The organism is Kitasatospora sp. NPDC057904 (assembly GCF_042887925.1).
Taxonomy (GTDB): Bacteria; Actinomycetota; Actinomycetes; order Streptomycetales; family Streptomycetaceae; genus Kitasatospora.
This window is the reverse complement of sequence record NZ_JBHVOL010000010.1, coordinates 184,986-207,378: the sequence shown is the minus strand read 5'-3', so window position 1 is coordinate 207,378 and position 22,393 is coordinate 184,986. Positions and strand designations below refer to the sequence as shown.

Here is a 22,393-nt window from a genome sequence, read left to right as displayed (position 1 = left end):
TATCCATTCTCAGATAGTCAGAGTCAACTATTCAGGATTGACGAACCTCAACTCTGTCCGCCCGGCTAAAATCAACCACACGGCCTTGTCCGAGTGGATGAAGGAGGCCTGAAGTGGCAACCCCCGGCCTCCCGCTCCGCCAGCTCCTGATGTCCCTCGGCGAGCCCCTGGTCGAGCTCCAGGCCGCCCCGCAGGGCCTGGACGTGCCCGTCCGCGACGTCGCGATCCTCGACCCCGAGGACCCGCCGACCGCGGCCCCCGGCGAACTCGTCCTCGCGATCGGCGCCCGCGGCCGCGCCGCCCTCCCCGCCCTGCGCGCCGCCGGCCGGGCCGGCGCGGCGGCCGTCGCCGTCAAGCTCGACGCCCCCGGCCAGGCGGACGCCCTGCGCGAGGCCGCCACCGACGCCGGCGTCGCCCTGCTCTCGGTGCGCCGCGAGACCCGCTGGGAGCACCTGGACTCGCTGGCCCGCGCGATCATCGCCGGTCCGGACGCCCCCGACACCGCCGGCGCCCCCGAGCACAACGCGGGCGACCTCTTCTCCCTCGCCCAGACCGTCGCCGTGCTCACCAGCGGCATCGTCTCGATCGAGGACACGTCCAGCCGGGTGCTCGCCTACTCCCGCTCCTCCGACTCCGACGAGGTCGACGACCTCCGCCGGCTCTCCATCCTCGGCTGGCAGGGCCCCGAGCCGTACCTCTCCAAGCTCCGCGAGTGGGGCATCTTCCAGCACCTGCGCACCTCGGACGCCCCGATCGCGGTCGAGCCGCACCCCGAACTCGGCCTGCGCCGCCGCCTCGCGGTCGGCATCCGGGCCGGGGCGCAGCCGCTCGGCACCATCTGGGTGCAGGAGGGCGCGCAGCCGCTGGCCCCGCTGGCCGAGCAGGCCCTGGTCGGTGCCGCCCGGGTCGCCGCCGCCCAGCTGGTGCGCCGCCGCCGGGAGCTGTCCGCCGACGTGCGGCTCACACAGACGCTGCTCACCGGCCTGCTGGAGGGCTCCACCGGCCCGCAGTCGCTCGCCACCCACCTGGGCCTGGACCTGCGCCGCCCGGCCACCGTCCTCGCGTACGGCGCCCGCACCACCGAGGCGCTGCACCGCGCCGACATCACCGGCCTGATCTCGGTGCACACCGCCGCCCGGCACCGCGGCGCGCTGCTCGCCCCGATCGAGTCCCGGGTGTACGTGCTGCTGCCCGAACTCCCGCCGGGCCTGCCGATGACGACCGTCCGGGACTGGGCCTCCGAGGTGGTCGAGGCGGCCAGGGAACACCTCGGCGTGCCGCTGCGGGCCGCGATCGGCTCGACCGTGGACGGCCTCGCGCAGGTGCCGGACTCCCGGGCCCAGGCGGACCGGATCCTCGACGCGATGGGCCGCGGCGGGGTGGACCTCGACGTGGCCGCGCTGATCGACGTCCAGGCCGAGGTGCTGGTGAGCGAGATGCTCGCGCTGCTCCAGGAGCGCGGCGGCCTGCGCGACCCGAGGCTGACCGCGCTCACCGCCTACGACCGGCGGCACGGCACCCGGCTCGCCGAGTCCGTGCTGGCCTGGCTGGACGCGCTCGGCGAGGTCCGGGTGGCCGCCGACGCCCTGCACATCCACCCCAACACCCTGCGCTACCGGGTGCGCCGCGCCGAGCAGTTGACCGGCATCGACCTCGCCCAGCCGCAGCAGCGCCTGCTGGCGATGCTGCAACTGCGGCTGCCCGCCGACGAATAGGGCCACCGGACTCTAGGTGGCGCGCGTCCGCCACTGCTCCCAGGCCGACAGCCACAACTGCTCGGCCAGCTCCTGCGCCTCCCAGCCCTCGGGCCCGCCGCCCGAGCGGTCCCGCCACAGCTGCGCCCACGCCCGCTGCGCCGGCAGGCTCGCCACCTCGCTCGCGAACACCGTGTACCGGACGACCTCCTCGACGGCCGCCGCGCCCTCCGGCGTCCCGATCACCCAGTGCGTCTGGCCGGCCAGCCGCTCCAGGTGGTTGACCATCGACGTCACGGCCGCCAGCGCCTCCTCCCGGGTCTCCGAGGCGAGCCGCATCTGCTGGCGCACCGCCGCCTCCCAGCGCACCGCGCACGCCTCCCCGCGCAGCCCGCGCGGCAGCCGCGGCGGCCGCCCGGCCCGCACCTGCGCCTCGATCGCCGCGGACTCGGCGATGGTCTGCCCGATCAGCGCCCGGTGCGCCTCCAGCCCGTGCACCGGCGGCAGTTCGCGCTCCTCGACCGGCACCCGCTCGGAGTGCCGGGACGACAGGTCGCGCAGCAGCTCGCCGCGCCCGCGCAGGTACCGCTCGACGTCGCCGATCCGGCCGAGTTCCAGCCCGCCGGGCACCACTCCGCGCCCGCACACCGTGACGGTGAGCCCGTCGATCCGCAGCCGCCCGGCCCACACCGGCCCGGGCCCGCCGTCCTCCGGCGTCCCCGGCCAGAGCACCGGCCGGTCCTCGTGCACCTCGACCGCGCACGGCTCGCCGTCCACCGTGATCCACTCGCGCAGCGCCCGGACCCGCCCGGGCCCGTCGCCCTCGTCGATCCCGAGGTGGTCGTAGACCCGGTCCCGCTCGTCCTCGACGACGTCCTCCAGCTCGGGCAGGACGAGGCAGCGCTCGGCGCCCGGCCGGTAGGTGCGGACGGTGACGTACGGCCCCGCCGTCGAGCTCCAGTCGCCCGACTGCACCTCGACCCAGTCCAGCCGGCCGCCGTTGGTCTCGAACGCGCCGAGCGCGTCGCCCGCCCGGTCGAGCCCGGCCGCGACGCCGTACACGGGGAAGTCCGCGGCGGCCAGGGTCCGGCGGGTGAACTCCTCCACCCGGGCGAGCCGGTCCGCCCGCTCGCGCGCGTCCGGGGCGTGCCATCCGGCGTCCGGTGTCCCGCGCCGCTCCTGGGGCCTGCCGCCGCTCTCCCGCATCACCTGTGCCGCACCCCCGAGTCCTCGCGCCCGCACCGCCCCCGCCACCTTACGTGCCGGGGACCTGCCGGGTCATCAGCTCCCGCGCCCCGCAGGGACCGTCGGACGGCGGCCGTGTCAGGACGCGCGGTTGTCAGCCGCCCTCCCTAACCTGGCCGCATGACAGCACAGAGCACGTTCCCCGCCCGGATCAGCATCGTCACCCTCGGCGTCACGGACCTCGGCCGCAGCGCCGCCTTCTACGAGGCCCTCGGCTGGCGGCGCTCCTCCGCCTCCAGCCCGGAGATCGTCTGGTTCCGCACCGCCGACTCGGTGCTCGGGCTGTTCCCGGGCGACGAGCTGGCCGCCGACGCGGGCGTGCCCGGCGGCGGCGAGCCGTCCTTCCGCGGCGTCACCCTCGCGGTGAACCTGGAGTCCCCCGCGCTGGTGGACGCCGCCCTGGAGACGGCCATCGCCGCCGGCGCCACCGTGGTGAAGCCGCCGGCCACGACCGGCTGGGGCGGCTACTCCGGCTACTTCGAGGACCCGGACGGCCACCTGTGGGAGCTGGCGCACAACCCGTTCTTCCCCTTCACGGAGGACGGCTCGCTCGACCTGCCCTGACTCGACCTGCGCTGACTCGACCTGCCCTGAGGCGCTAGCTCTTCGAGCGCGCCTTGAAGGCCGCCTTGCGCGCCTCCTTGGCCACCGCGCGGTCGGTGTGCAGCTCGCCGATCGCCTCCAGGACGTCCGCCGTGTACGCGTGGTCGACCCGCCACAGCTCGCCGAAGTAGCTCCCCGGATCGCCGGTGACGGGCAGGTCGGCGATCAGTTCGCGCAGCGGTTCGGCGTCGCCGCCGCTGTCGAGCAGCTGGGCGGCGAAGGTGTCGACCACCGTCCACAGCGCCATCGTCCGGTCCGGCGCCGGCACGTCCGACGCGCCGAGCGCGGTCAGCCAGGCCCGCGCGGCACCACCCAGCTCCGGGTCGTCCAGCACCTCCCGGACGGCCGGCTCGGCGGGCGCCCCGAGCACGTTCAGCGCCGAGACGCCGAGCATCCGGCGCATCGGCCCGTACGCGTCCGCGCCGCGCGCCGCCGCCAGCAGCTCGCGCGCCGCCGCCACCGGCTCCCGGCCGTCGAGCCAGACCCGCAGCTCCTCCTCCGGCAGGACGTTGGGGGACTCGCACACGCCGCGCAGCAGCTCGGCCGCGTCGCCCTGGGCGAGGTCGCCGACCAGCGGCGCGTCGTAGCCGTCCTCCAGCAGCCACTGCCGGATGCCGTACTGGCCGAGCGGGGTCAGCCGGACCAGGCCGAACCGCGCCGACTCCTCCTCGTCCAGCGGGGCCTCGCCGACGACGGGGGCGCCCTCCTCGCCGGTGGCCTCCTCCTCGTCGAACAGCTCGGGGTCGATCGGGCGGTAGTCCAGCAGGCCCAGCTCGGCGAGGTCGCCCAGCATCGGGTCCAGCGCGACCATCACGTCGGTGATGTCGCCGAGCAGCTCCTCGCTCGGCTCCTCGCCCTCCGGCACCACCAGCAGCGCGGCGAGCACGCCCAGCGGCACGGTCTCGTTGCCCGGCTCGGCGAAGGCGGTGGTCTCGTACAGCACCTGGAGCGCCTCGTCGAGCAGCTCGGCCGCGGCGTCGCGGGCCTCCTCGACCTCGGAGAGCGCGTCCTCGTCCTCCTCGTCGCCGTCCTCGCCCGCCTCGGCGTGCTCCCCGTCCTCCTCGGGCATCGAGTCGGCCTCCACGGCCAGCTCGCGGACGATCCCGGCGGCCGTCAGCCACAGTTCCAGGACGGTGTCCGGGTCGCCCTCCTCCGCCGGCTCCAGGTCCGGGCCCGGCACGGCGACGTGCTCGCCGTCGGCGGTCGTCCCGATCTCCACCAGGTCCAGGTCGCAGGCCAGCGACCAGGCCCGCATGGCCTCGATCTCGGCCTCCTCCGGCACCTCGCCCGCGGCCGGGGCCAGGCCGAGCAGCCGCGCCGCCGGGGCGCGGTCCTCGACGACCAGGTCCCCGAACTCGTCCACGCCGCGGTGCGGGGCGGCCCAGCGGGCCAGCGCCAGCGCGTACCCGAACATGGGGACGGCCTTCGCCTGTTCGGCCAGCTCCCGCTCGGCGGGCAGCTTCACCGGCGGGACCAGGACGGCTGCGTCGTCCAGGTCCTCGTCGTCCAGTCCGTGAGCGGCGAACGCCCCGTAGAGGTCCTGGAGCTCCAGGTCGGCGGGCAGAACCGCCTCGGCCGTGCCCTCTCCCGCCGAGGCCCCTGCGTTCTTCCGACGTCGTCCGGCCATCGCCTCGCGTTCTCCCTCAGCCAGCGGCCGCGCATCAGCTCCGCGTACCGATCCTCTACCTCAGCGTATAGGCCGGGCACCCCCGATGCCCGGCCCCGAGGGGCGCGCGCCGCGACCGTGCGCCCACCCCTTATCCTTCGCTATTGGCGCCGCGCACAACCCCGCGCGGGCCACCGGGCAACGAAGCCCTCACCCTCCTCGCCCGTCAACGGGCGGGACGGGACCTGCCACACCCATCCGCTCCATCAGGGAGCCCGCACCGCGGCCACCACCACAGCGCCTCAGGACGGGCGCGCCGGCACACCCAGCCGCCCCGGTGGGGCCAAGCCACAGGAGACCCCTGAGATGGCGGACCTCTCCCCCGCCGGCCCCGGCCTGCGCACCGCGCAGTTCGACGGACGCCGACTGTCGGAGGCCCTGCTTCCCCTGGAGCTCGCGCCGCGCGCCCAGCTCCAGCTCTCCGCGATCAGCCGCTGGAACGCGCTGCGCGGAGTCCGCGTCGGCCTGGTCGCGGCCGGCCTGCTGTTCATGCTCATCGGTGCCAACCTGGCGACGCCGATCTACCCGATGATCCAGCAGCGCCTCGGCCTGACGACGCTCGACACCACGATCCTCTTCACGATCTACATCTTCGCGCTGGTCCCGGTCCTCGCCGTGGTCGGCCACTGGTCCGACCTGCTCGGCCGCCGCGCCCTGATCCTGCCGGCCGTCGCGCTCGCCGCCGCGGGCGACGTGGTCTTCGCCACCGCAGGGAGCTTCTGGCAGCTCGCCCTCGGCCGGGCCGTCCAGGGCATCGCCGTCGGCCTGTCCACCGGCGCCGCCGGGGCCGCCCTCGGCGATCTGCTGCCGGACCACCCGACGCTCGCCGCCAAGCTCACCCTGGCCTGCTCGGCGGGCGGTGTCGCGCTCGGCCCGGTGGTCGGCGCCCTGCTGGCCGACGGCTCGGACCCGCTGCTGACGCCGTTCCTCCTGCACGCCATCGCGCTCGGTGCCCTCTGCATACCCCTGGCCGTCGTGCACCCCCGGATGCCCGGCCGCAACCGCCCGCCGGCCTCGCCGCCGCGCATCACCACCCCGGCCCACCTGCGCCCGCGCAAGCCCGCCCTGCCGATCGCCGGCCGCCGCGAGTTCCTGTTCGCCGCGACCGCCGGCTTCATCTCGTACGCGGTGTTCGGCGTCTACCTCAGCCTGGCGCCGTCCTTCGCGGCCAAGCTGCTGCACACCCCCTCCCACCTGGTCGGCGCCGTCGTCGCGGCCCTGCTGCTGGGCTCCTCCGCGGCCGCCCAGCTGCTCGTCCCGCCGACCTCCGACCGCCTGGTCATCGCCCTCGGCATGACCGGCCTGGCCACCGGCCTCGGCCTGGTCGTCGCGGCCGGGTACAGCGGCACCCCCGCCCTGCTCTTCATCGGCAGCGTCCTCGGCGGCGCCTGCCAGGGCGTGGCGTTCCGCTCACTGTTCACCAGCGCCGTCGCCGCGATGGACCCGGAACGCCGCGGCTCCGAACTGTCCTCCCTGTGGATCATCGTCTACCTGGGCAGCTCGCTCCCGATCGTCATCGTCGGCGCCCTCGTCCAGGCCTACGGCCTCCTCCCCGCCGTGAGCGGCTTCGCCACCGTGGCCGCCCTCCTCTGCACGGCCCTCGCCGTGGCGGTGGCCCGCAAGCCCAAGCAGACGGCCTGACCGGCAGCGCACGAAGCCGAATGCCGCCGCCCGGAAGCCCCGGACGGCGGCATTCGTCGTTCCCTCGCCCCCGGCTATCCCGACTCGGCGACCAGGCGCCACAGGCGGGACGGGGCGGGGAGGCCGAGTTCGGTGCGCAGGCGGCGTTCGTAGCGTTCGACGTCCTGCAGGGCGTCGCCGGGGTTGCCCTCGGCGAGGTGGGCGCGGATCAGGCACGCCTGGCTGCTCTCGCGCAGCGGGTCCGCCCGGACGGCCGCGCCGGCCGCGGCCACCGCCTCCGGGAAGCGGCCGGTCCCGACGAAGGCGCAGGCCAGGGCCTCCAGGGCGTGCACCCGCAGGCGCCGCCAGCCGTCCGCCTCCAGCAGCGTCCAGTCCTCGTACCAACCCGGCAGCAGGTCGGCCGAGAGGTCCTCGACGGCCGCCAGCCCGAGGCCGTCCCGGCCCGGCGCCGAACCGGGGGCGAGGATCCGGCGGGCCAGCGCCCGGGCGTCGCGCAGGTCCACGCCGACGCCGTCGGCCAGCCTCAGCTCGGTCGGGCCGATCTCCAGCGCCGACCGGCCCGCCGCCGGCAGGCGGGACAGCGCCGAGCGCAGGCTCGCGAGCGCGCAGCGCTCCGTGGCGTCCGGCCACAGCGTCCCGGCGACCAGCCCTCGCGGCACGTTCCCGTTGCAGCACAGGGCGACGAAGGCGATTAATCGCTCCGCCCCCGCGGAGACGGCCACCGGCGCCCCACCGGCCGACAGCGCGAAGCCGCCCAGCAGGCCGAGCCGCACGCCCGCGCCCCGAACCGGCGGGCCCCGATCGCCGCAGGCCATCGAACCACCATCTCTTCGCGTACGGATGGACCTCCTCATCCATGCTGCGCCGCACGCCGTGGGCTGTCGACCTCAGTCGAAGTTGACGCAGTACCCGACCGGGATCGAGGCCGTGACCCGCCCCGAGGTCAGGTCGATCGCCCGCGCGGTGGCGTTCTTCGTCCCGCAGTTGAACGGATGGCCGGTGAACAGGCCGAAGCTGCCGCCCGCGAACCCGGCGTTCCGGACCGCCGTCACAGTCTGCGACCACTGCACGGTGCCGGTGGAGTTCAGGACGATCTGCACCCGCACCCCGCCGTTGACGTTGAAGTGGTCACCGCCGAACTCCAGTTGGCCGTTGGTGTCGTCGGCCCAGATCCGCACCGCCAGCCGCCGGTCGTCGGCCTGGCCGTTGTCGAACCGCGTCTGCGACCGCGTCTGCGGCGGCACGCAGACGGTGTCGCCGACCCAGGCCTCGCGCCAGACGAAGCCCTGGACGCAGAAGCCGTCCGGCAGGGTCCGGAAGGGCACCTGGCTGTTGTCGAACGCCGCCTGGGAGCGGATGTCCGGGGTCACGCAGACGTGGTCCCCCGGCCTGGCGTCGCGCCAGACGAAGCCCTGGCGGCAGGTGTCCGGGCCGAAGTCCTGGGCGTGCGCCGAGGACGCCCCCAGCGCGGCGCCGCCGAGGGCCATGACCGCGGCCATCGCCGTGGTCACCCCGGTTCGCAGGATCCGTCGAGTGCTCATCGTCCGCACCTCCTCGAAGAACCTGCGCCCAGCCTGCGCCGCCCCCCGTCACAGCGGTGTGACGGCCGGGAACGCCCTCCTCGGGGTGAACCCCCGCGCGCCATCTGCTCCGCTGAGCAGGGCTACCACCGTTCCCCACCATCCACCCCCCACCCGCCTCCCGGCGGGTGCCCGCCCCCGGCCCGCGCGGCGCTGGGCGACCAGGTCGAGGGCAAGGATGCGCGCGTAGGCGGACGTGCAGCGCGTCATCGACGCGCTGCACGTCATCTGGTCCTGACCCCCGGTGTGCTGAGGCCGGCTGTCAGATCACCGGCGGCCGGCCCAGCCGCGTCATCCGCCACACCGTGCTCCACCGCATCGGCCGCCGCGGCGGGCACGGCACCCGAACACCCTCGAAGAACCCGGACCACCAGGCCTTCAGCCCGGACATCGGCGGCCGGCGAACCAGCGTGTACAGCGCCCAGGAGGTGAGGTAGACCGGTACCAGAGGAGCGGGCAGGTGACGCTTGGCCAGCCACACCCGGTTGCGGGCCGTCATCCGGTAGTAGGCGGCGTGACGGGCCGGGTCGGTACGCGGGTGCTGCAGCACCAAGTCGGCGCGGTAGTCGATCCTCCAGCCCGCGTCCAAAGCACGCCAGGCGAAGTCGGTCTCCTCGTGCGCGTAGAAGAACGGGGCGGGGAACAGGCCGACCTGGTCGATCACGCTCATACGGATGGCGTGCCCGCCACCCAGGAACGTCGTGACCGGACCGGACTGCATCGGATCGCTCGCGCCGAAGCGCGGCACGTGGCGACGCTGGGTGAACCCGGTCTCATCCGCGATCCGGAAGCTGACGATGCCGAGCTTCGAGTCCCGCTCGAAGGCATCCCGGATCAGCCGGAACGTGTCGGTGCGGGGCAGCAGCCCGTCGTCGTCCAGGACGACCAGCACGTCCATACCGCCCAATTCGCGCAGCCGCTCGACGCCGGCGTTGCGGCCCCCAGGGATGCCGAGGTTCTGCGGCAGCTCCACCGCGTCCACCCACTCCGGCAGCTCGGGCAGCTTCACGCCCTGCCCGAGCACGACGGTCCGAACCCCGCTGTCACCGCCGTCCTGGGCCCGTACCGACTCCAGCAGCGCCGCCAGCTCCGCAGGCCGGTTTCCCATCGTCAGCACCACCACACCCAGCGTGACGCCCATCGCACCCGACCCTTCGAGGAACCTTCATGATCTCGCCGATACCTTGCCCGCCGGGCAGCACACGGCGCTGATGCACCAAGTGACCACCGGCTCCATGGGTGACCACCCATGGAGCCGGTGGTCAGGCAGTGAGCGCAATGTCCAGGTACGCCTGCACCGGCTCGAAGAGCCTGTACGGCACGTGTTCAGGGATCTCGGCGAGAGCCACCCAAGCGAGCTGGTCCAGCTCCTCCGTATCGACCACTTCAGCCGTACCGCTGACGGCCTCGCAGGCCGTATACGACATCAGCCGACCAGTCTTCGGATGAACCCGCTCTCCCAGGAGCTTGACAGCGGCTACGCGGAGCCCGGTCTCCTCCGCCGTCTCCCGGACAGCCGCCTGCTCGGGCGACTCCCCGACCTCGATCTCACCGGCCGGGAACTGCCAGGAGAGCTGGCCCTCGCTCACCCGGCGCCTCACCATCAGGACGCGGCCTTCGTGGACCACGATCGCGGCGGCAATACCCGGGCGTTCCTCCGCAGCCTGCTGTGTCACGTCTGCTCCTCCGGGACGGCCAGGACGGGTGGGAAATCGTATCGGCGTCGATAAAGCGGGTCACCGAGTTTCGAGAAACCCACATCACGCCGACGTTCTCGACGGCGTCACTTTTGGTTGCCTCGCCGGCCAGGTACTCACACACGAAGCACTCGTAGGACACGTACCCCACCTTGGCCGCCTATTGGCAGACCTACCACTGCCGCGCAAACGTTTCCCCGAACGAGAGGTTTGCCCAGCGGCCGGTTGACGAAATGACCCGCCCCTGACGCTGTGGACGCTCACCCACGGCGAGCACGGCAACATCGGTGTGTACTACCAAGTGCCGGCGTCCCAGGCTCAGCGGATCGGGCGGATCATCGCGGTCAGCCGGGGCGAGTCCGGAGAGGGCTGTTGCGCATTGAACGCCCTATAGCCCCAGGACTCGTAGAGCCGCTGGACCTTGCCGTCTCCGGCGAGCGGGTTGACCAAGAGGGTGACACGGCCCTCAACGCGGCGGCGCAGCAGGTCATCGTGGATTCGGCGGGCGGCACCCGTGCCCCGCCATGGGATCCGGACGCCGATTTCCTTGACGGCCAGAGCAGGGGTCTCCGCGTAGCCGTCCGGAAGGGGCTCGGTCATGCGCTTCCAGTACCGGTCGCCCGCCTCGATCGTGTTGCCGTAGGCGTAGCCGACCGGTACCTCGCCGTCGTAGCCGAGGACGAGCCCGAAGCCGGGCTCGGTGGCATGCCGATCGAGGCGTTCGGCGAACACGTCGACGCGGTAGTTCGGCAGGTGCAGCAGTGGGGCCCGCACATCGGCGTACACGTCCAGCAAATCCTGCCGGGCCTCAGGAGGCAAAGTGGTGTGGTGGCGGAGTTCAACGGTCACGCGGGGGTCCTCCAGGTGTTGTGGGCGTACGCCGTCCAGGTCCGGTCCGGGCCGCTGCCGTCGGCCAGCTCGTGCAGCGAGGCACCGAAGGCGGCCAGCATCCGGGTGACGCGGGGGTGCACGGAGTCCTCTGCCGGAACGGACATGGCGAGTGACCTCCACGCCATGTCACTGCGCGAATCGTCCTCGTGGCCTACGGCAGAAGAGACGTGATCGCCGAGGGGCCGGGGAACTCGTCAGCGATGGCGTCCATGATCAACTCGTCGCAGACCCGGCCGAGCCAGTACCCGGCTTGACGGAGGCTGCCTACAGCACGGAACCCGGCCTTCTCGTAGGCGCGGACGGCTGCCACGTTGGGGGCGAGGACCTTGAGCCAGATCATCCGCAGGTTAGTGATGTGGAAGCCGTAGTCGAGGACGAGCCGAGTCGCGGCGGTGCCCAGGCCCTTTCCGCGGGACTCGGGGGCAAGCATGATCACGTACTCGGCGGTGCGCACGGACGGATCGGGCAGCAGCGTGACGACGCCGACCGGGACAGGCGCCCCACCGGCAAGGTCGTAAACGGTGAAGCGAATGTTGTCGCCACGCAGTTGGGCGGCGATGCCTTCGGTGCGGGCCTCCAAGGATTCGGGTTGCTGGCGGCCGTAACCGACGAGGAGGGCCGGGTCCTGTTCCCAGCGCCAGTACGTCTCGACCAGATCTGCACGATAAGGGCCGAGACCGCAGGTGTTGTCGCGGACCCAGATGATCGGGTCAGAGCTGGTGGCGATGGCGGGCTCCGAGGGTGAGGACGGGCGTGTAGGCGAGGGTGGACGGCGGCTCGGCAACGGGGCTGCCGTCCTCAGTCTGCACCCAGGCGTGGAGGCGAACCGGGTCGGCGGCGACTCCGTGGCACCAGGTAATGCCGAGGCGGCGAGCAGCCAGCAGCAGCACGGCAGCGGCGGACTCCTCCAGACAGGCGGTTCGGGCCGGGGAGTGCCAGGCCGCGCCACGGACGGCGCGGACGGCGGCGGCCGCTTGGTACGGGGAGGCCTGGTGGTGGCAGGTTGACGCGGCCAGGTGGATCGTCCGGATGAGGCGGTGCATCGCGGTCGCGGGGCTGCCGACGCACTTGACGGCGAGGATCGCGGTGAGGGCACTGGCTGCGGTCAGGGTGACGCCCACCGGGGCGCGAGCGGGGCGGTCGACGCCTGCCGGGTGCTCGGTGCTCCCCCAGCTTGCGTCGGGGGCTGCCATCAGCGCCGGCGACCGCCATGGTGCCGGGACAGCCGCAGGAGACAGAAGCCCGGCGCCCAGGAACTGCTCGGCCAACGCCGATGGCAAATCTGTGGTGCGGCCGGTGCGGGCGATCTGCCGCCAGTGTTCGGCTGCGGCCGGGAGGAGTCCTTGGACACGGCCGCTGCGGTAGTCGACGAGGACCAGGACATGGCCGAAGTCGACGACCCTGATGTGAGCAGGCGCCGTGACGAAGGCGGGCAGATCAGTCATGGGAGTTGCTCCTGGCTTGGTCGTAGGTCCAGTCCTGGGTCGGGGCGCGGTGGTGGGTGGCCAGCCATGCCTCGGCTGCCAAGGCCTGCTCGATCGTGGCGAGCGGCATCGGCAACCCGGCTGCGGCCTGGCGCAGATGGCGGCGGAATCGGGCCGGGTGTAGGAGGCCGAGATCGGCAAGGTAGCCGTCGGCCAGGTTCGTCAGGTCCGGGAGGTTGGCGCGCATCCCGGCGTAGTGGTCGGCATCGAAACTGCCCTTGGTGGTGCGAGCCGCGAGTTCCGTAGGCAGCAGGCGGACCATCGCGCTGGCGAGGTGCGGCTTGTAGCGGTGGAGCGCGGGGCGCTGGTCCAGCGGAGTCCGGAGCACGGTGTCGACCACGGCAGAGTCGAGGAACGGGTTCTGCAGGTCGATTCCGTGGACTGCGGCGAGGGCGGCGTCGGCGGTCGCGGTGCGGGCGATCTCCCGGATCTCGTCCACCAGTACCCGTACCGAGGCGTCAAGGCCGGTCAGCGGGTCCTTCGCCGTGACGGCTTCGCGTCCGGCCTGGACCAGTAGGTAGCAAGCGGGTGGCTCCGCCCAAGCGGGGAAAGGCACGAGTGGGAACCAGGTCACCGTGCCGTGGTCATCGCGGTCCGGGGTCCCGACGGTCTCGGCTAGACGGTGCAGAGCTTGGGTTCGGCTGGTCCGGGCCGCGCGAGTGGCGTCGCGGAGCAGGGGCGGCACGCCGGTGTGCCGAAGCCGGGCCCAACCGGTCGCTTCGCTCACCGCTCGGCCAAACCGACGATGGCGAATCAGGTCGGCCAAGTGGATCGGGGGCTGGAAGAGCACGCTGTCACCGCCGTCCCCCGTCAGGTGGGTCCGGGTGCCGAACTCGTCGCGCATCCAGACGAACTGGGCAGTCAGGCGGGCCCGGGTGAGGGTCGAGGGCAGCGGCTCGTCCGTAACCGGGATCTCGGTGATGGCGGTATAGGGCAGGTGGTCGCCGGTCAGGGGCAGCAGGCGGTGGTCGATCCGGCCACTGCGAGCGGCCACGAGCCGCGCATAACGGAGGTCGGCACCGGCTTGGTTGCCGTCGGGGTGGACGGTGACCGCGTTCAGCCGCTGTCCGGCCGGGAGGGACTCGGCGGCCAGGACGGCGACACTGCTGGAGTCCAGGCCACCGGAGAGGTCGCTGGACAGGTCCGAGTCTGCCGTGGTTCGCAGGGCAACGGCCGCTGCGAGCGCGTCATGAAGTTGCAGGCCCGGCTGACGGCCAGACAACGGCTCCGGGCGCCATACCGGCCGGTGGCGGGCCGATCCACCATCGGCGGGCAGCTCGATCCGATGGCCGGGGTTCAGTAGCTCGATGCCAGCGAAGAACGACCTCGTCCCGGCCAGGGCCGGGACGGACGGCAGGAAGAGCGCGCACGCCAGCCGCTGGGTGTCGACCGCGGCGCCGGTGAGCGAGGCCAGCATGCGGGCTGATGTGGACCAGGCCCAGCCGCCCGCGTACCGCGTCGCATAGACGGGGCGGGCGGCGGCCGGATCGGTGTGCACCACCACGGAGTCGGCCGTTTCCTCCACGACCGCGTAGGCGCCGGGCCACCGCCAGGCCACGTCGGGAGGCAGCGTGGTGTCAGCCAGGCAGGACAGCTCGAATTCGCTGGCTCCGCACAGGCCCAGCACCAGAACTCGCCGCGCTCCGGCCTGTGCGGTGACCATCGTGGCCAGCCCATCGCCGAGCTGCCAGCTGCGGGAGCCGTCGGCCAGAAGCCGGGAACCGTGTGGACGTGGGGTGATACGCGTGGCGCTGAATCCTCCGAAGATCACCACGGGACTCCTTCCGGGGCCGAATGGGGTGCTGCCGCCCCCGCCGGGCGGGGGCGGCAGCACGTCGGGTCAGCAGTTGTAGGCGCGCCGCTTGTCCTCGCTGCTGCCGCCGCCCTGGCCCTCGGTCAGAGCGGCGGCATCACCGACCTGGACCAGCGCCGGCTCGTCCTCGTCGGCGGTGTCGACGGGGTGGATCAGCTCGTTCATTCGTTCCTCCTCGAACACGAAGGGGTCTCCATGCCAACCCCGTCGGTCGGCATGGTTCGGCACCACCTGGTGCCGCATCCCGACCTGGCGCAGACCAGGCGGGAAGTCTCAACGGGCAGCTATGCGCTGGGCCCCGGCATCCGGCAGGGTGGACACGATCTGGGGCAGCGTTTCGCCGGAGAGCTGTTACCGGGCGGCTGTCCCGAGCAACCGAGCACGGCGAGGTGTCCGGTCCGCCAGGACACGAGCAGGACGACACCGATCAGGTCGCGCAGTGGGCCGGCCCTCACGCCCGTGCGGCCCGCAGGGTTCGCAGATGGGCCTCGGCGGCCGATCGGGTATAGAAGCGCCTGATCCGGTCCGAGGAGCCCGGAACGCGCACGTACTCGTACTGCTGCCGGTCGTAGATCCCCCAGCACTCGAGCAGACGGAAGTGGGGGCTCCGGGCATCGATCAGGCGGACCTCGTACCGAGGCAACGTGAAAGGTGTGGCGTGAACCTGCGCCGCAAAGACCAGTGCGGCAAGCCTCGCGTCTCCCGTCACGGATTCGTCTGGCGCAACCTCGAACCACACCACTTTGCCCACGCCCCCCGCGTACCAGCCCCAGGAATGGGCCAGCGCCTCCACCAGGACGAGGCTACGACCATTGGTGGACAGGTCGTCGGCCGTGTTCCCGAGCGGCGGCTGCGAACTCCGATCCGCGATCTCGACTCGCAGTCGCGTGCCGGTCCACTGGACCGTGACACAGCAGGGTTCCTGCACGTGGTTGACGGCGTTGGCAAGCAACTCATCGGCGCACAGCTCTACGTCCCGCAGTTCATTGTCCGACAGCGGCAGACGCCAGGACTCAGCAATGTGCCGAATCAGCCGACGCGCAGGTCGGACTGCCTCCGGGCTCGGTTCGACATCCCAGGAACGCGGAGGCGGGATCGTGGCGGAGCACTGTTGAGTGGCGGTGCTGCCGGGCATGCGAACTCCCAGGAGTAACGGGGCTACTGGCAACCCACAATGAATGTGGAACCAACGGCAAATCCGAGGGTGAGGAATGGCACCGTGACCGGAACTCCACTAGGAGCCGGCTAGCTGACCAAGAGTCAGGGAGGAGAGGATGTCACCGCCATTACTCAGCGGGTGCCACCTGGGCACGCCTTTCGGTGACCGATGTGGCGCGAATATGTCGCCTGGGTGTCACGTCGCCAGACGGGGTTGCGGCGGACGATGTCGGGAAGGTCCCCTGCGGGTGAGGGAGTTGACCTGGCGCTGTGCGCCGGATGTTTTCTGAGGAGCTGACATGCGCGAGACGCCCCAGACGCTGCTCAAGGTCTTCGTCGATCAACGGCGCTGGCGATACGTCGACTTCGAGCGCCACTTCCGGCGCTCGGCAGCGGAACTCCTCGACGGCGGAGCCCGGAACCTCACTGTGTCCGAGTCGCAGTTCCGCCGCTGGACCGCCGGCCGGATTCAGACGTTGCCGGGGCCGGACGCTTGCCGAGTCCTGGAGTACATGTTCGGCACCGATGCCGCGACGTTGTTCGGTCCGCCTCCCTCGGATCTACCCGCACCCACGTTCAACCTGGAAGACGAGATCGACATGACTGCACGAGACGCCCAGAACGAGGCCGGCACAGCCGCCGCAGCGTCCATTTCCGATATCGCGCTCGACCAGCTTCGCGATGACGTTTCCACCTTGGCCCGCGAGTACGTCACCACACCGACTTACGTCGTCTTCCAGAAGGCGAAGGAGATGCGGGAGTCGGCCGAGGTGAACCGTGAACGTACGCAGGTCCCCGCCCAGCAGCAGGAGCTCCTCATCATCGCTGGACAAGCCTGCGCACTTCTGGCGACTGCGGCCTTCGATCTGGGTTCACTCGACGGAGCGAGGCGACTTTCCCGGTCGGCTGCGCTGTACGGCGAGGTGGCCCGGTTCGATCCGCTGCGGGCGTTCGCAGGCGGCACGCTCGCCTACATCGCCTACTTCTCCGGGCGGCCGGCTGAGGCCGCGCGGCTCGCTCGTACGGCACAGGCATTCAACGGCCTGGGTGACGTGGCACAACGCAGGCTGGCGGCGATCGAGGCCCGCGCCTTCGGGCATCTGGGGAATGTCTCCTCCGCGCAAATGGCCCTGAACGCCTCGACCACGGACGGAATCGGGCGGAGGGACGATCTCCATGACGAGGTAGGAGGCGAGTTCGGGTTCAGCCTGGAGCGACTGGCGATGTCGAACGCGTCGACCTGCCTGCTCATCGGGGACGGAGGCCAAGCGGAACAGATCGCAGCCCAGGCGTTGGACCTGGCGCGTTCGAGGCCTTCGGCGACCCGGTCCGCCCGCGTGGTCGGTGGTGCAGGTGCCGACCTGGCCGCTGCTCGACTTCTGCGGGACGACCTCGACGGTGCGGCTCAGGCCCTCGAAGCCATGTGGGCGGTGCCGAACGAGCAACGCGCCACCGGCCTGCTGACTCGAGCGGCACTCGTACGACGCGGGCTGGCCAACGACAGGTACGCCCAGGTTGCGCTCGCGGCAGAGCTGGGCGAGCGGATCGAGGACTTCACCCGGCAGTCGGCCCCGCACCAGCTCGGCGCGGGACCACTCACGATCGAAGGCTGATCAGTTCAACGAGGCCAGGATCTTCGCTTCCTTATCAGGGTCGATCCCGTGGTCCGCCCAACGCGGATGGTCCACGGGGCGGCCGTCAGCCTGCCACCACGCCCACGTGTCCGCGATCGTCTCCCGCAGCGGCCGACAGCGCAGCCCAGCCTCCACCGCACTGCTGGCGTCCACCGCCCAGGCACCTGCGTGGGTGCGCCACAGCGGCAGCTCCGTCCACTCCTTCACCCCACGCTCCAACAGTGCTTCCGGCGCCGCCCACACCGGGCGGCCGGAACCCCCGGTCACCTCCAGGCACGCCTCGATGAACCCCGCGAAGGAGATGGCCTCCGGATGGGCAACGTTGTAGGCGCCGCCCTTTCGCGCCTGACTCCGATCCAGCGCGAACGCCGCGACATCGCGCACGTCCACCGGCTGGATCAGCCGGTCGGCGGGGGCGGGAGCCAGGATCGGACCGCCACGCTGAGCACGGGACAGCCACCACGGAAGACGCCCGATGTACTCTCCTGGCCCAAGGATCACACCGGGCCGCAGCACACACGCCCGGGTTCCGCCGAAGGCCGCCAGCACCGCGCGCTCGCAGCCGGCCTTCTGCCGACCGTAGTGGAGGTTGGGGCCCTGCCAGCCCTCCGGGTTCCGCCCGTAGTCCTTGTCGGCGTGCGGCGGCCCGTCCAACAGTGCGTCGCCGACCCGCAGCGGCAGGTCGGGCCACCCGGCGTAGACGCTCACCGTGGAGATGTAGACGTACGTGCCGCTGACGGGCTCCAGGGTGCGTGCTCCCTTGAGGACAGCGCTCGGCGGGAGTTCCGATGCCGAGGTGTCCACCACCGCATCCCAAGGGCCGTACTCGGCAAGGCGGTTGAGGTCATCGACGCTCGTGCGGTCGCCATGGACAGCCTGCACGCCCAGGACATCAGTGCCCGACAGCCCGCGGTTGAAGGTCGTTACGCTCCAGCCTCGGGCCAGCGCATCCGCCACGACAGCCCGACCCAGGAACCAGGTTCCACCCATCACCAGGATTCGCATGGTCACTGATCCTGCCCGTCCAAGGCCGGTTGCCGCCACCTCGCCCCGCGGGTCCTTCCACGCCTGGCCATTCTTGCGGCGCTCCCTTGCCTCGCCAATGGAGCGTCGATGTCAACTGCTCAGGGCACTGGTCTCACGTTGAATGCCACGAACAATTCACGCTACGTCAAATGTCGTGGTACGTTCCGTAATCTAATCAAAAACAGGTGACCCCGGCGGTGCTACCAACACCCCGGGGTCCGGCACCAGGAGCAGCAACTCCAGATGCGGATCCATCGTAGCGCCCACGTGCGCAACTTCACTGTGCTACCCAACGCCGTACTCCAGTACCGGCGGCTGAGTTACACCGCCCGAGGCCTGCTCGCGGACCTCCTCTCCCGCCCCGACGGCTGGCGCGAGGACGGACGGCACATGGCCGACACCAGCCCGCAGGGGCGTGGCGCCGTCCACAAGGCGTTGAAGGAGCTGACCGAGGCCGGGTACTACCGGGTCGAGAAGATCCGCATGCCCGACGGCACGATCATCACCGAAACCCACGTCTACGACACCCCGCAGCTCGCGCCACCGGGTACCACCCGTCCGGCGCCCGGTGAAGCGGCAACCGGCCCTGCTGGCAGCCCTCTTGTAAAGAACCGGCATCAAGAACCCTCCCTCCGCCCGAGCCCGGAAGACGAAAGCGACCGGGGAGGAGAGGAGGAATCGCCCGAGATCCGCGAGGCGGTCGCCACGCTGTTCCGAGTGATCCGACCCGAGCCCCGGCTACGCCTGGGCGAGGCCGAAGCCGCCGAACTCGCGCCCCTTGTCGCACAGTGGCTGCGACGCGGCGCGGACCACGCCGACCTCGCCCAGGCACTGCTGCCGGGCCTGCCCACCCCGGTGCACTCGGCGGCCGCCCTGCTCCGCTACCGCTTGGAGCAGAAGATGCCGCCCGACCGGCCCGTTGCACGGCCACCGGCCCGTTACGCCGAGTGCGCCAGGTGCCACGACCCCGTGCCACGACCGGGCATCTGCCGCCCGTGCGCCGGGCTGACAACCCGCGCCCAAACAGCCGGCAAGGGGGCAGAGGTGGCCGCCGCAGGTGCCGCCCGAGTCCGAACTGCCCTGCGCTCCGCAATGACCGGCAGTGGGCCTGCACAGATCGCAGCCTGAGACGCGTTCCACCAGCACCGGGCGCCGCCTGGCCGGGCGGCGCGCGGCCAGGCCCGGGGTGGGCACCCGCCGGGAGGCGGGTGGGGGGTGGATGGTGGGGAACGGCGGTGAACCTGCTCAGCGGAGCAGATGGCGTGCGGAAACGCCGCTGCCGCGCGAACCCCGGGGGTTCGCGCGGCAGCGGAACGACGATCGACCAGCGACCTCAGACGTTGAAGCCCAGCGCGCGCAGCTGGTCGCGGCCGTCGTCGGTGATCTTGTCCGGGCCCCACGGCGGCATCCAGACCCAGTTGATCCGCAGGTCCTGCACCAAGCCGTCGGTGGCGGTCTTGGCCTGGTCCTCGATGACGTCGGTCAGCGGGCAGGCCGCCGAGGTGAGCGTCATGTCGATGGTGGCCACGTCGGACTCGTCGATGTGGATGCCGTAGATCAGGCCCAGGTTGACGACGTCGATGCCCAGTTCGGGGTCGACGACGTCCATCAGGGCCTCGGTCAGGTCCTCGACGGAGACGGTGCCGGCGGTGGTGCCGACGATCAGGCCGGTCGGCTGCTCCCCCGCGGCGGTGTCCGCAGCGGAGGCCGTGGCGTCGGCGGTGGTGGTGCTCTCGTCACTCATGGTTGGTCCTCCTCTGCTCGGGTCAGTCGTTCACGGCGGGGTGCTGGGCGAGCGCCTTGGCGGTGGCGTCCTTCCAGGCCATCCAGCTCAGCAGGGCGCACTTGACGCGGGCCGGGTACTTGGAGACGCCGGCGAACGCGACCGCGTCCTCCAGCACCTCCTCGTCGCCCTCGCCCTGGCCCTTGCTCTGCATCAGCTCCAGGAAGGCCTCCTGGACGGCCTGCGCCTCGCCCACGGTCTTGCCGACCACCAGGTCGTTCAGCACCGAGGCGCTGGCCTGGCTGATCGAACAGCCCTGGGACTCGTAGGACACGTCCACGACCTTCGCGCCGTCGAGCTTCACCCGAAGGGTGATCTCGTCGCCGCAGGTCGGGTTGACGTGGTGCACCTCGGCGTCGCCGTCCCGCAGCCCCTTGCCGTGGGGGTTGCGGTAGTGGTCCAGGATGATGTCCTGGTACATCGAGTCGAGCTTCATGTCCTGCGCCTGTCCCGTCAGCCGAAGAAGTTCCGGACGTGGTGCAGGCCGTCGATCAGCGCGTCGACCTCGCCCGGCGTCGAGTACAGATAGAACGACGCCCGCGTGGTCGCCGGAATTCCGTACCGCAGGCACACCGGCCGCGCGCAGTGGTGGCCGACGCGCACGGCGATGCCCTGCTCGTCCAGCACCTGGCCCACGTCGTGCGGGTGGATGTCGCCGAGGGTGAAGGAGATCGCGGCACCGCGGTCCACGGCCGTGCGCGGGCCGATGATCCGCAGGTCCGGGACCTCCAGCAGGCGCTCCACCGCGTACTCGGTGATGGCGTGCTCGTGCGCGGCGATCTTGTCCATGCCGATCGACGACAGGTAGTCGATGGCCGCGCCGAGCCCGACCGCCTGGGCGATCGGCGGGGTACCGGCCTCGAACTTGTGCGGCGCCGGGGCGTAGGTGGACGAGCCCATGGTGACGGTCTCGATCATCTCGCCGCCGCCGAGGAACGGCGGGAGGTCCTCCAGCAGCTCCTGGCGGCCCCAGAGCACGCCGATGCCGGTCGGGGCCAGCATCTTGTGGCCGGTGAAGGCGACGAAGTCGGCCTCCAGCGCCTGCACGTCCAGCACCATGTGCGGCGCGGCCTGCGAGGCGTCGATGAGGACCAGCGCGCCGACCGACTGGGCCTTGCGCACGATCGTCTCGACCGGGTTGACGGTGCCGAGCAGGTTGGAGACCAGGGTGAAGGAGACCACCTTGGTCTTCTCGGTGATCAGCTCGTCGATGTTCGACAGGTCGAGCCGGCCCTCGTCGGTCAGCCCGAACCACTTGAGCTTCGCGCCGGTGCGCTGCGAGAGCAGCTGCCACGGGACGATGTTGGAGTGGTGCTCCATCTCCGTGATGACGATCTCGGAGTCGGCGTCCACCCGGTACGGCTCGTCGGCCCAGCCGAGCATGTTGGCGACGAGGTTGAGCGACTCCGAGGCGTTCTTGGTGAAGATCACCTCGTTGCGGCTCGGCGCGTTGACGAACGCCGCGACCTTGTCGCGCGCGCCCTCGTACAGGGCCGTGGCCTCCTCGGCGAGCACGTGCACGCCGCGGTGGACGTTGGCGTTGTGCCGCTCGTAGTAGGCGTTCAGGGCTTCGAGCACCTGGCGCGGCTTCTGCGAGGTCGCCGCGTTGTCCAGGTAGACCAGCGGCTTGTCCTCGTGCAGCACGCGCTGCAGGACCGGGAAGTCCTTGCGGATCGCGTCGGTGTCGAGCAGACCGGTCAGCGTATGGGTCACTCGGAAGCGCCACCCTTCACGTACGTCTCGTAGCCCTCGTTCTCCAGCTTGTCGGCGAGCTCGGCGCCGCCGGACTCGACGATGCGGCCGCCCGCGAACACGTGGACGTAGTCGGGCTTGATGTACCGCAGGATGCGGGTGTAGTGGGTCACCAGGAGGGTGCCGACCTCGCCGGTCGCGCGGACCCGGTTGATGCCCTCGGAGACGATCCGCAGCGCGTCGACGTCCAGGCCGGAGTCGGTCTCGTCGAGGATCGCGATCTTCGGCTTGAGGAGCTCCAGCTGGAGGATCTCGTGGCGCTTCTTCTCACCGCCGGAGAAGCCCTCGTTGACGTTGCGCTCGGCGAAGGCCGGGTCCATCTGGAGGGCGGCCATCGCCTCCTTGACCTCCTTGACCCACAGGCGCAGCTTCGGGGCCTCGCCGCGGACCGCGGTGGCGGCGGTGCGCAGGAAGTTGCTCACCGAGACGCCCGGGACCTCGACCGGGTACTGCATGGCGAGGAACACGCCGGCCTTGGCGCGCTCGTCGACGGACATCTCCAGGACGTCCTCGCCGTCCAGCAGCACGGAGCCGCCGGTGACGGTGTACTTGGGGTGGCCGGCCAGCGAGTAGGCCAGGGTGGACTTGCCGGAGCCGTTCGGACCCATGATGGCGTGGGTCTCGCCCTGCTTCACGGTCAGGTCGACGCCCTTCAGGATCTCGCGCGGGCCGTTCTCGGCGTCGACGGAGACGTGCAGGTCGCGGATTTCAAGGGTTGCCATGTGT

Annotated in this window: 23 protein-coding genes and 1 pseudogene; 5 read left to right on the top strand and 19 right to left on the bottom strand. The window is 71.6% G+C overall.

Going from position 1 to position 22,393, the window contains the following annotated elements; genetic code table 11:
- The first annotated feature begins 113 nt into the window (after positions 1-113).
- Positions 114-1,715: a PucR family transcriptional regulator gene (locus tag ACFVSN_RS25445; protein ID WP_387956644.1), complete on the top strand. Its 1,602-nt coding sequence runs from the start codon at positions 114-116 to the stop codon at positions 1,713-1,715.
- Positions 1,716-1,727: 12 nt separating this feature from the next.
- On the opposite strand, the gene ACFVSN_RS25440 is transcribed toward ACFVSN_RS25445, so the two are convergent.
- Positions 1,728-2,903 (bottom strand): hypothetical protein, encoded by a 1,176-nt coding sequence (locus ACFVSN_RS25440; protein WP_387956643.1) that lies wholly within the window; start codon positions 2,901-2,903, stop codon positions 1,728-1,730.
- 156 nt (positions 2,904-3,059) lie between these two features.
- Here ACFVSN_RS25440 and ACFVSN_RS25435 point away from each other — a divergent pair, with 156 nt between their 5' ends.
- Positions 3,060-3,503: a VOC family protein gene (locus tag ACFVSN_RS25435; RefSeq protein WP_380447211.1), complete on the top strand. Its 444-nt coding sequence runs from the start codon at positions 3,060-3,062 to the stop codon at positions 3,501-3,503.
- A 34-nt stretch (positions 3,504-3,537) separates the two neighbouring features.
- Here the strand turns inward: ACFVSN_RS25435 and ACFVSN_RS25430 are convergent, their stop codons facing one another.
- On the bottom strand, positions 3,538-5,169 hold the full coding sequence (locus ACFVSN_RS25430) for a hypothetical protein (RefSeq protein WP_387956641.1): 1,632 nt from the start codon (positions 5,167-5,169) through the stop codon (positions 3,538-3,540).
- A gap of 345 nt (positions 5,170-5,514) precedes the next feature.
- Here ACFVSN_RS25430 and ACFVSN_RS25425 point away from each other — a divergent pair, with 345 nt between their 5' ends.
- Positions 5,515-6,849 carry an MFS transporter gene (locus tag ACFVSN_RS25425; protein WP_387956639.1) on the top strand — a complete coding sequence of 445 codons (1,335 nt, stop codon included), beginning with the start codon at positions 5,515-5,517 and terminating at the stop codon, positions 6,847-6,849.
- Between the two features lie 74 nt (positions 6,850-6,923).
- On the opposite strand, the gene ACFVSN_RS25420 is transcribed toward ACFVSN_RS25425, so the two are convergent.
- The 12 genes and pseudogenes from ACFVSN_RS25420 to ACFVSN_RS25365 all read right to left on the bottom strand — a co-directional run bounded on the left by ACFVSN_RS25420 (position 6,924) and on the right by ACFVSN_RS25365 (position 15,449).
- Positions 6,924-7,664, bottom strand: a complete 741-nt coding sequence (locus ACFVSN_RS25420; protein WP_387599292.1) for a BTAD domain-containing putative transcriptional regulator — start codon at positions 7,662-7,664, stop codon at positions 6,924-6,926.
- A 72-nt stretch (positions 7,665-7,736) separates the two neighbouring features.
- Positions 7,737-8,390, bottom strand: coding sequence for a hypothetical protein (locus tag ACFVSN_RS25415; protein WP_387956638.1), 654 nt, complete (start codon positions 8,388-8,390; stop codon positions 7,737-7,739).
- Positions 8,391-8,691: 301 nt separating this feature from the next.
- Complete coding sequence (locus ACFVSN_RS25410) at positions 8,692-9,570, bottom strand: glycosyltransferase family 2 protein (RefSeq protein WP_387956637.1); 879 nt, start codon at positions 9,568-9,570, stop codon at positions 8,692-8,694.
- 121 nt (positions 9,571-9,691) lie between these two features.
- Positions 9,692-10,105 carry an NUDIX hydrolase gene (locus tag ACFVSN_RS25405; protein WP_387956636.1) on the bottom strand — a complete coding sequence of 138 codons (414 nt, stop codon included), beginning with the start codon at positions 10,103-10,105 and terminating at the stop codon, positions 9,692-9,694.
- Positions 10,102-10,259 (bottom strand): annotated as a pseudogene (locus ACFVSN_RS25400) (NUDIX hydrolase); the annotation flags it as partial. The gene ACFVSN_RS25405 and the pseudogene ACFVSN_RS25400, both read right to left, overlap by 4 nt.
- A 185-nt stretch (positions 10,260-10,444) precedes the next feature.
- Complete coding sequence (locus tag ACFVSN_RS25395) at positions 10,445-10,975, bottom strand: GNAT family N-acetyltransferase (protein WP_387956635.1); 531 nt, start codon at positions 10,973-10,975, stop codon at positions 10,445-10,447.
- Positions 10,972-11,121: a hypothetical protein gene (locus ACFVSN_RS25390; RefSeq protein WP_387956633.1), complete on the bottom strand. Its 150-nt coding sequence runs from the start codon at positions 11,119-11,121 to the stop codon at positions 10,972-10,974. The genes ACFVSN_RS25395 and ACFVSN_RS25390 overlap by 4 nt, the downstream gene beginning before the upstream one ends.
- Positions 11,122-11,168: 47 nt before the next feature.
- Complete coding sequence (locus tag ACFVSN_RS25385) at positions 11,169-11,720, bottom strand: GNAT family N-acetyltransferase (protein ID WP_387956691.1); 552 nt, start codon at positions 11,718-11,720, stop codon at positions 11,169-11,171.
- Positions 11,721-11,727: 7 nt separating this feature from the next.
- Positions 11,728-12,462: a lasso peptide biosynthesis B2 protein gene (locus tag ACFVSN_RS25380; RefSeq protein ID WP_387956632.1), complete on the bottom strand. Its 735-nt coding sequence runs from the start codon at positions 12,460-12,462 to the stop codon at positions 11,728-11,730.
- Positions 12,455-14,275: an albusnodin/ikarugamycin family macrolactam cyclase gene (locus tag ACFVSN_RS25375; RefSeq protein ID WP_387956631.1), complete on the bottom strand. Its 1,821-nt coding sequence runs from the start codon at positions 14,273-14,275 to the stop codon at positions 12,455-12,457. Before ACFVSN_RS25375 ends, ACFVSN_RS25380 begins: the two co-directional genes overlap by 8 nt.
- Positions 14,276-14,341: 66 nt before the next feature.
- A complete protein-coding gene (locus ACFVSN_RS25370; RefSeq protein ID WP_387956630.1) occupies positions 14,342-14,479 on the bottom strand; it encodes an albusnodin family lasso peptide in 138 nt (45 codons plus the stop codon).
- A gap of 286 nt (positions 14,480-14,765) precedes the next feature.
- Positions 14,766-15,449, bottom strand: a complete 684-nt coding sequence (locus ACFVSN_RS25365) for an ATP-binding protein (RefSeq protein WP_387956629.1) — start codon at positions 15,447-15,449, stop codon at positions 14,766-14,768.
- A 322-nt stretch (positions 15,450-15,771) separates the two neighbouring features.
- Between ACFVSN_RS25365 and ACFVSN_RS25360 the strand changes: the two genes are divergently transcribed.
- Positions 15,772-17,085 (top strand): DNA-binding protein, encoded by a 1,314-nt coding sequence (locus tag ACFVSN_RS25360; protein ID WP_387956628.1) that lies wholly within the window; start codon positions 15,772-15,774, stop codon positions 17,083-17,085.
- On the opposite strand, the gene ACFVSN_RS25355 is transcribed toward ACFVSN_RS25360, so the two are convergent.
- Positions 17,086-18,111 (bottom strand): NAD-dependent epimerase/dehydratase family protein, encoded by a 1,026-nt coding sequence (locus tag ACFVSN_RS25355; RefSeq protein WP_387956627.1) that lies wholly within the window; start codon positions 18,109-18,111, stop codon positions 17,086-17,088.
- Between the two features lie 411 nt (positions 18,112-18,522).
- Between ACFVSN_RS25355 and ACFVSN_RS25350 the strand changes: the two genes are divergently transcribed.
- On the top strand, positions 18,523-19,260 hold the full coding sequence (locus ACFVSN_RS25350; protein WP_387956626.1) for a hypothetical protein: 738 nt from the start codon (positions 18,523-18,525) through the stop codon (positions 19,258-19,260).
- 205 nt (positions 19,261-19,465) lie between these two features.
- Here ACFVSN_RS25350 and ACFVSN_RS25345 read toward each other — a convergent pair whose 3' ends face one another.
- Genes ACFVSN_RS25345 through sufC form a run of 4 tightly spaced genes read right to left on the bottom strand, consistent with a single transcriptional unit; the run spans position 19,466 to position 22,389 of the window.
- Positions 19,466-19,876: a metal-sulfur cluster assembly factor gene (locus tag ACFVSN_RS25345; protein ID WP_380444475.1), complete on the bottom strand. Its 411-nt coding sequence runs from the start codon at positions 19,874-19,876 to the stop codon at positions 19,466-19,468.
- Between the two features lie 22 nt (positions 19,877-19,898).
- A complete protein-coding gene (sufU, locus tag ACFVSN_RS25340) occupies positions 19,899-20,351 on the bottom strand; it encodes a Fe-S cluster assembly sulfur transfer protein SufU (protein WP_380444473.1) in 453 nt (150 codons plus the stop codon).
- A 17-nt stretch (positions 20,352-20,368) separates the two neighbouring features.
- Positions 20,369-21,628, bottom strand: a complete 1,260-nt coding sequence (locus ACFVSN_RS25335) for a cysteine desulfurase (protein ID WP_380444471.1) — start codon at positions 21,626-21,628, stop codon at positions 20,369-20,371.
- Entirely contained in the window at positions 21,625-22,389 is a 765-nt protein-coding gene (gene sufC / locus ACFVSN_RS25330; RefSeq protein WP_380444470.1) for a Fe-S cluster assembly ATPase SufC, read from the bottom strand. Before sufC ends, ACFVSN_RS25335 begins: the two co-directional genes overlap by 4 nt.
- Positions 22,390-22,393: the final 4 nt, after the last annotated feature.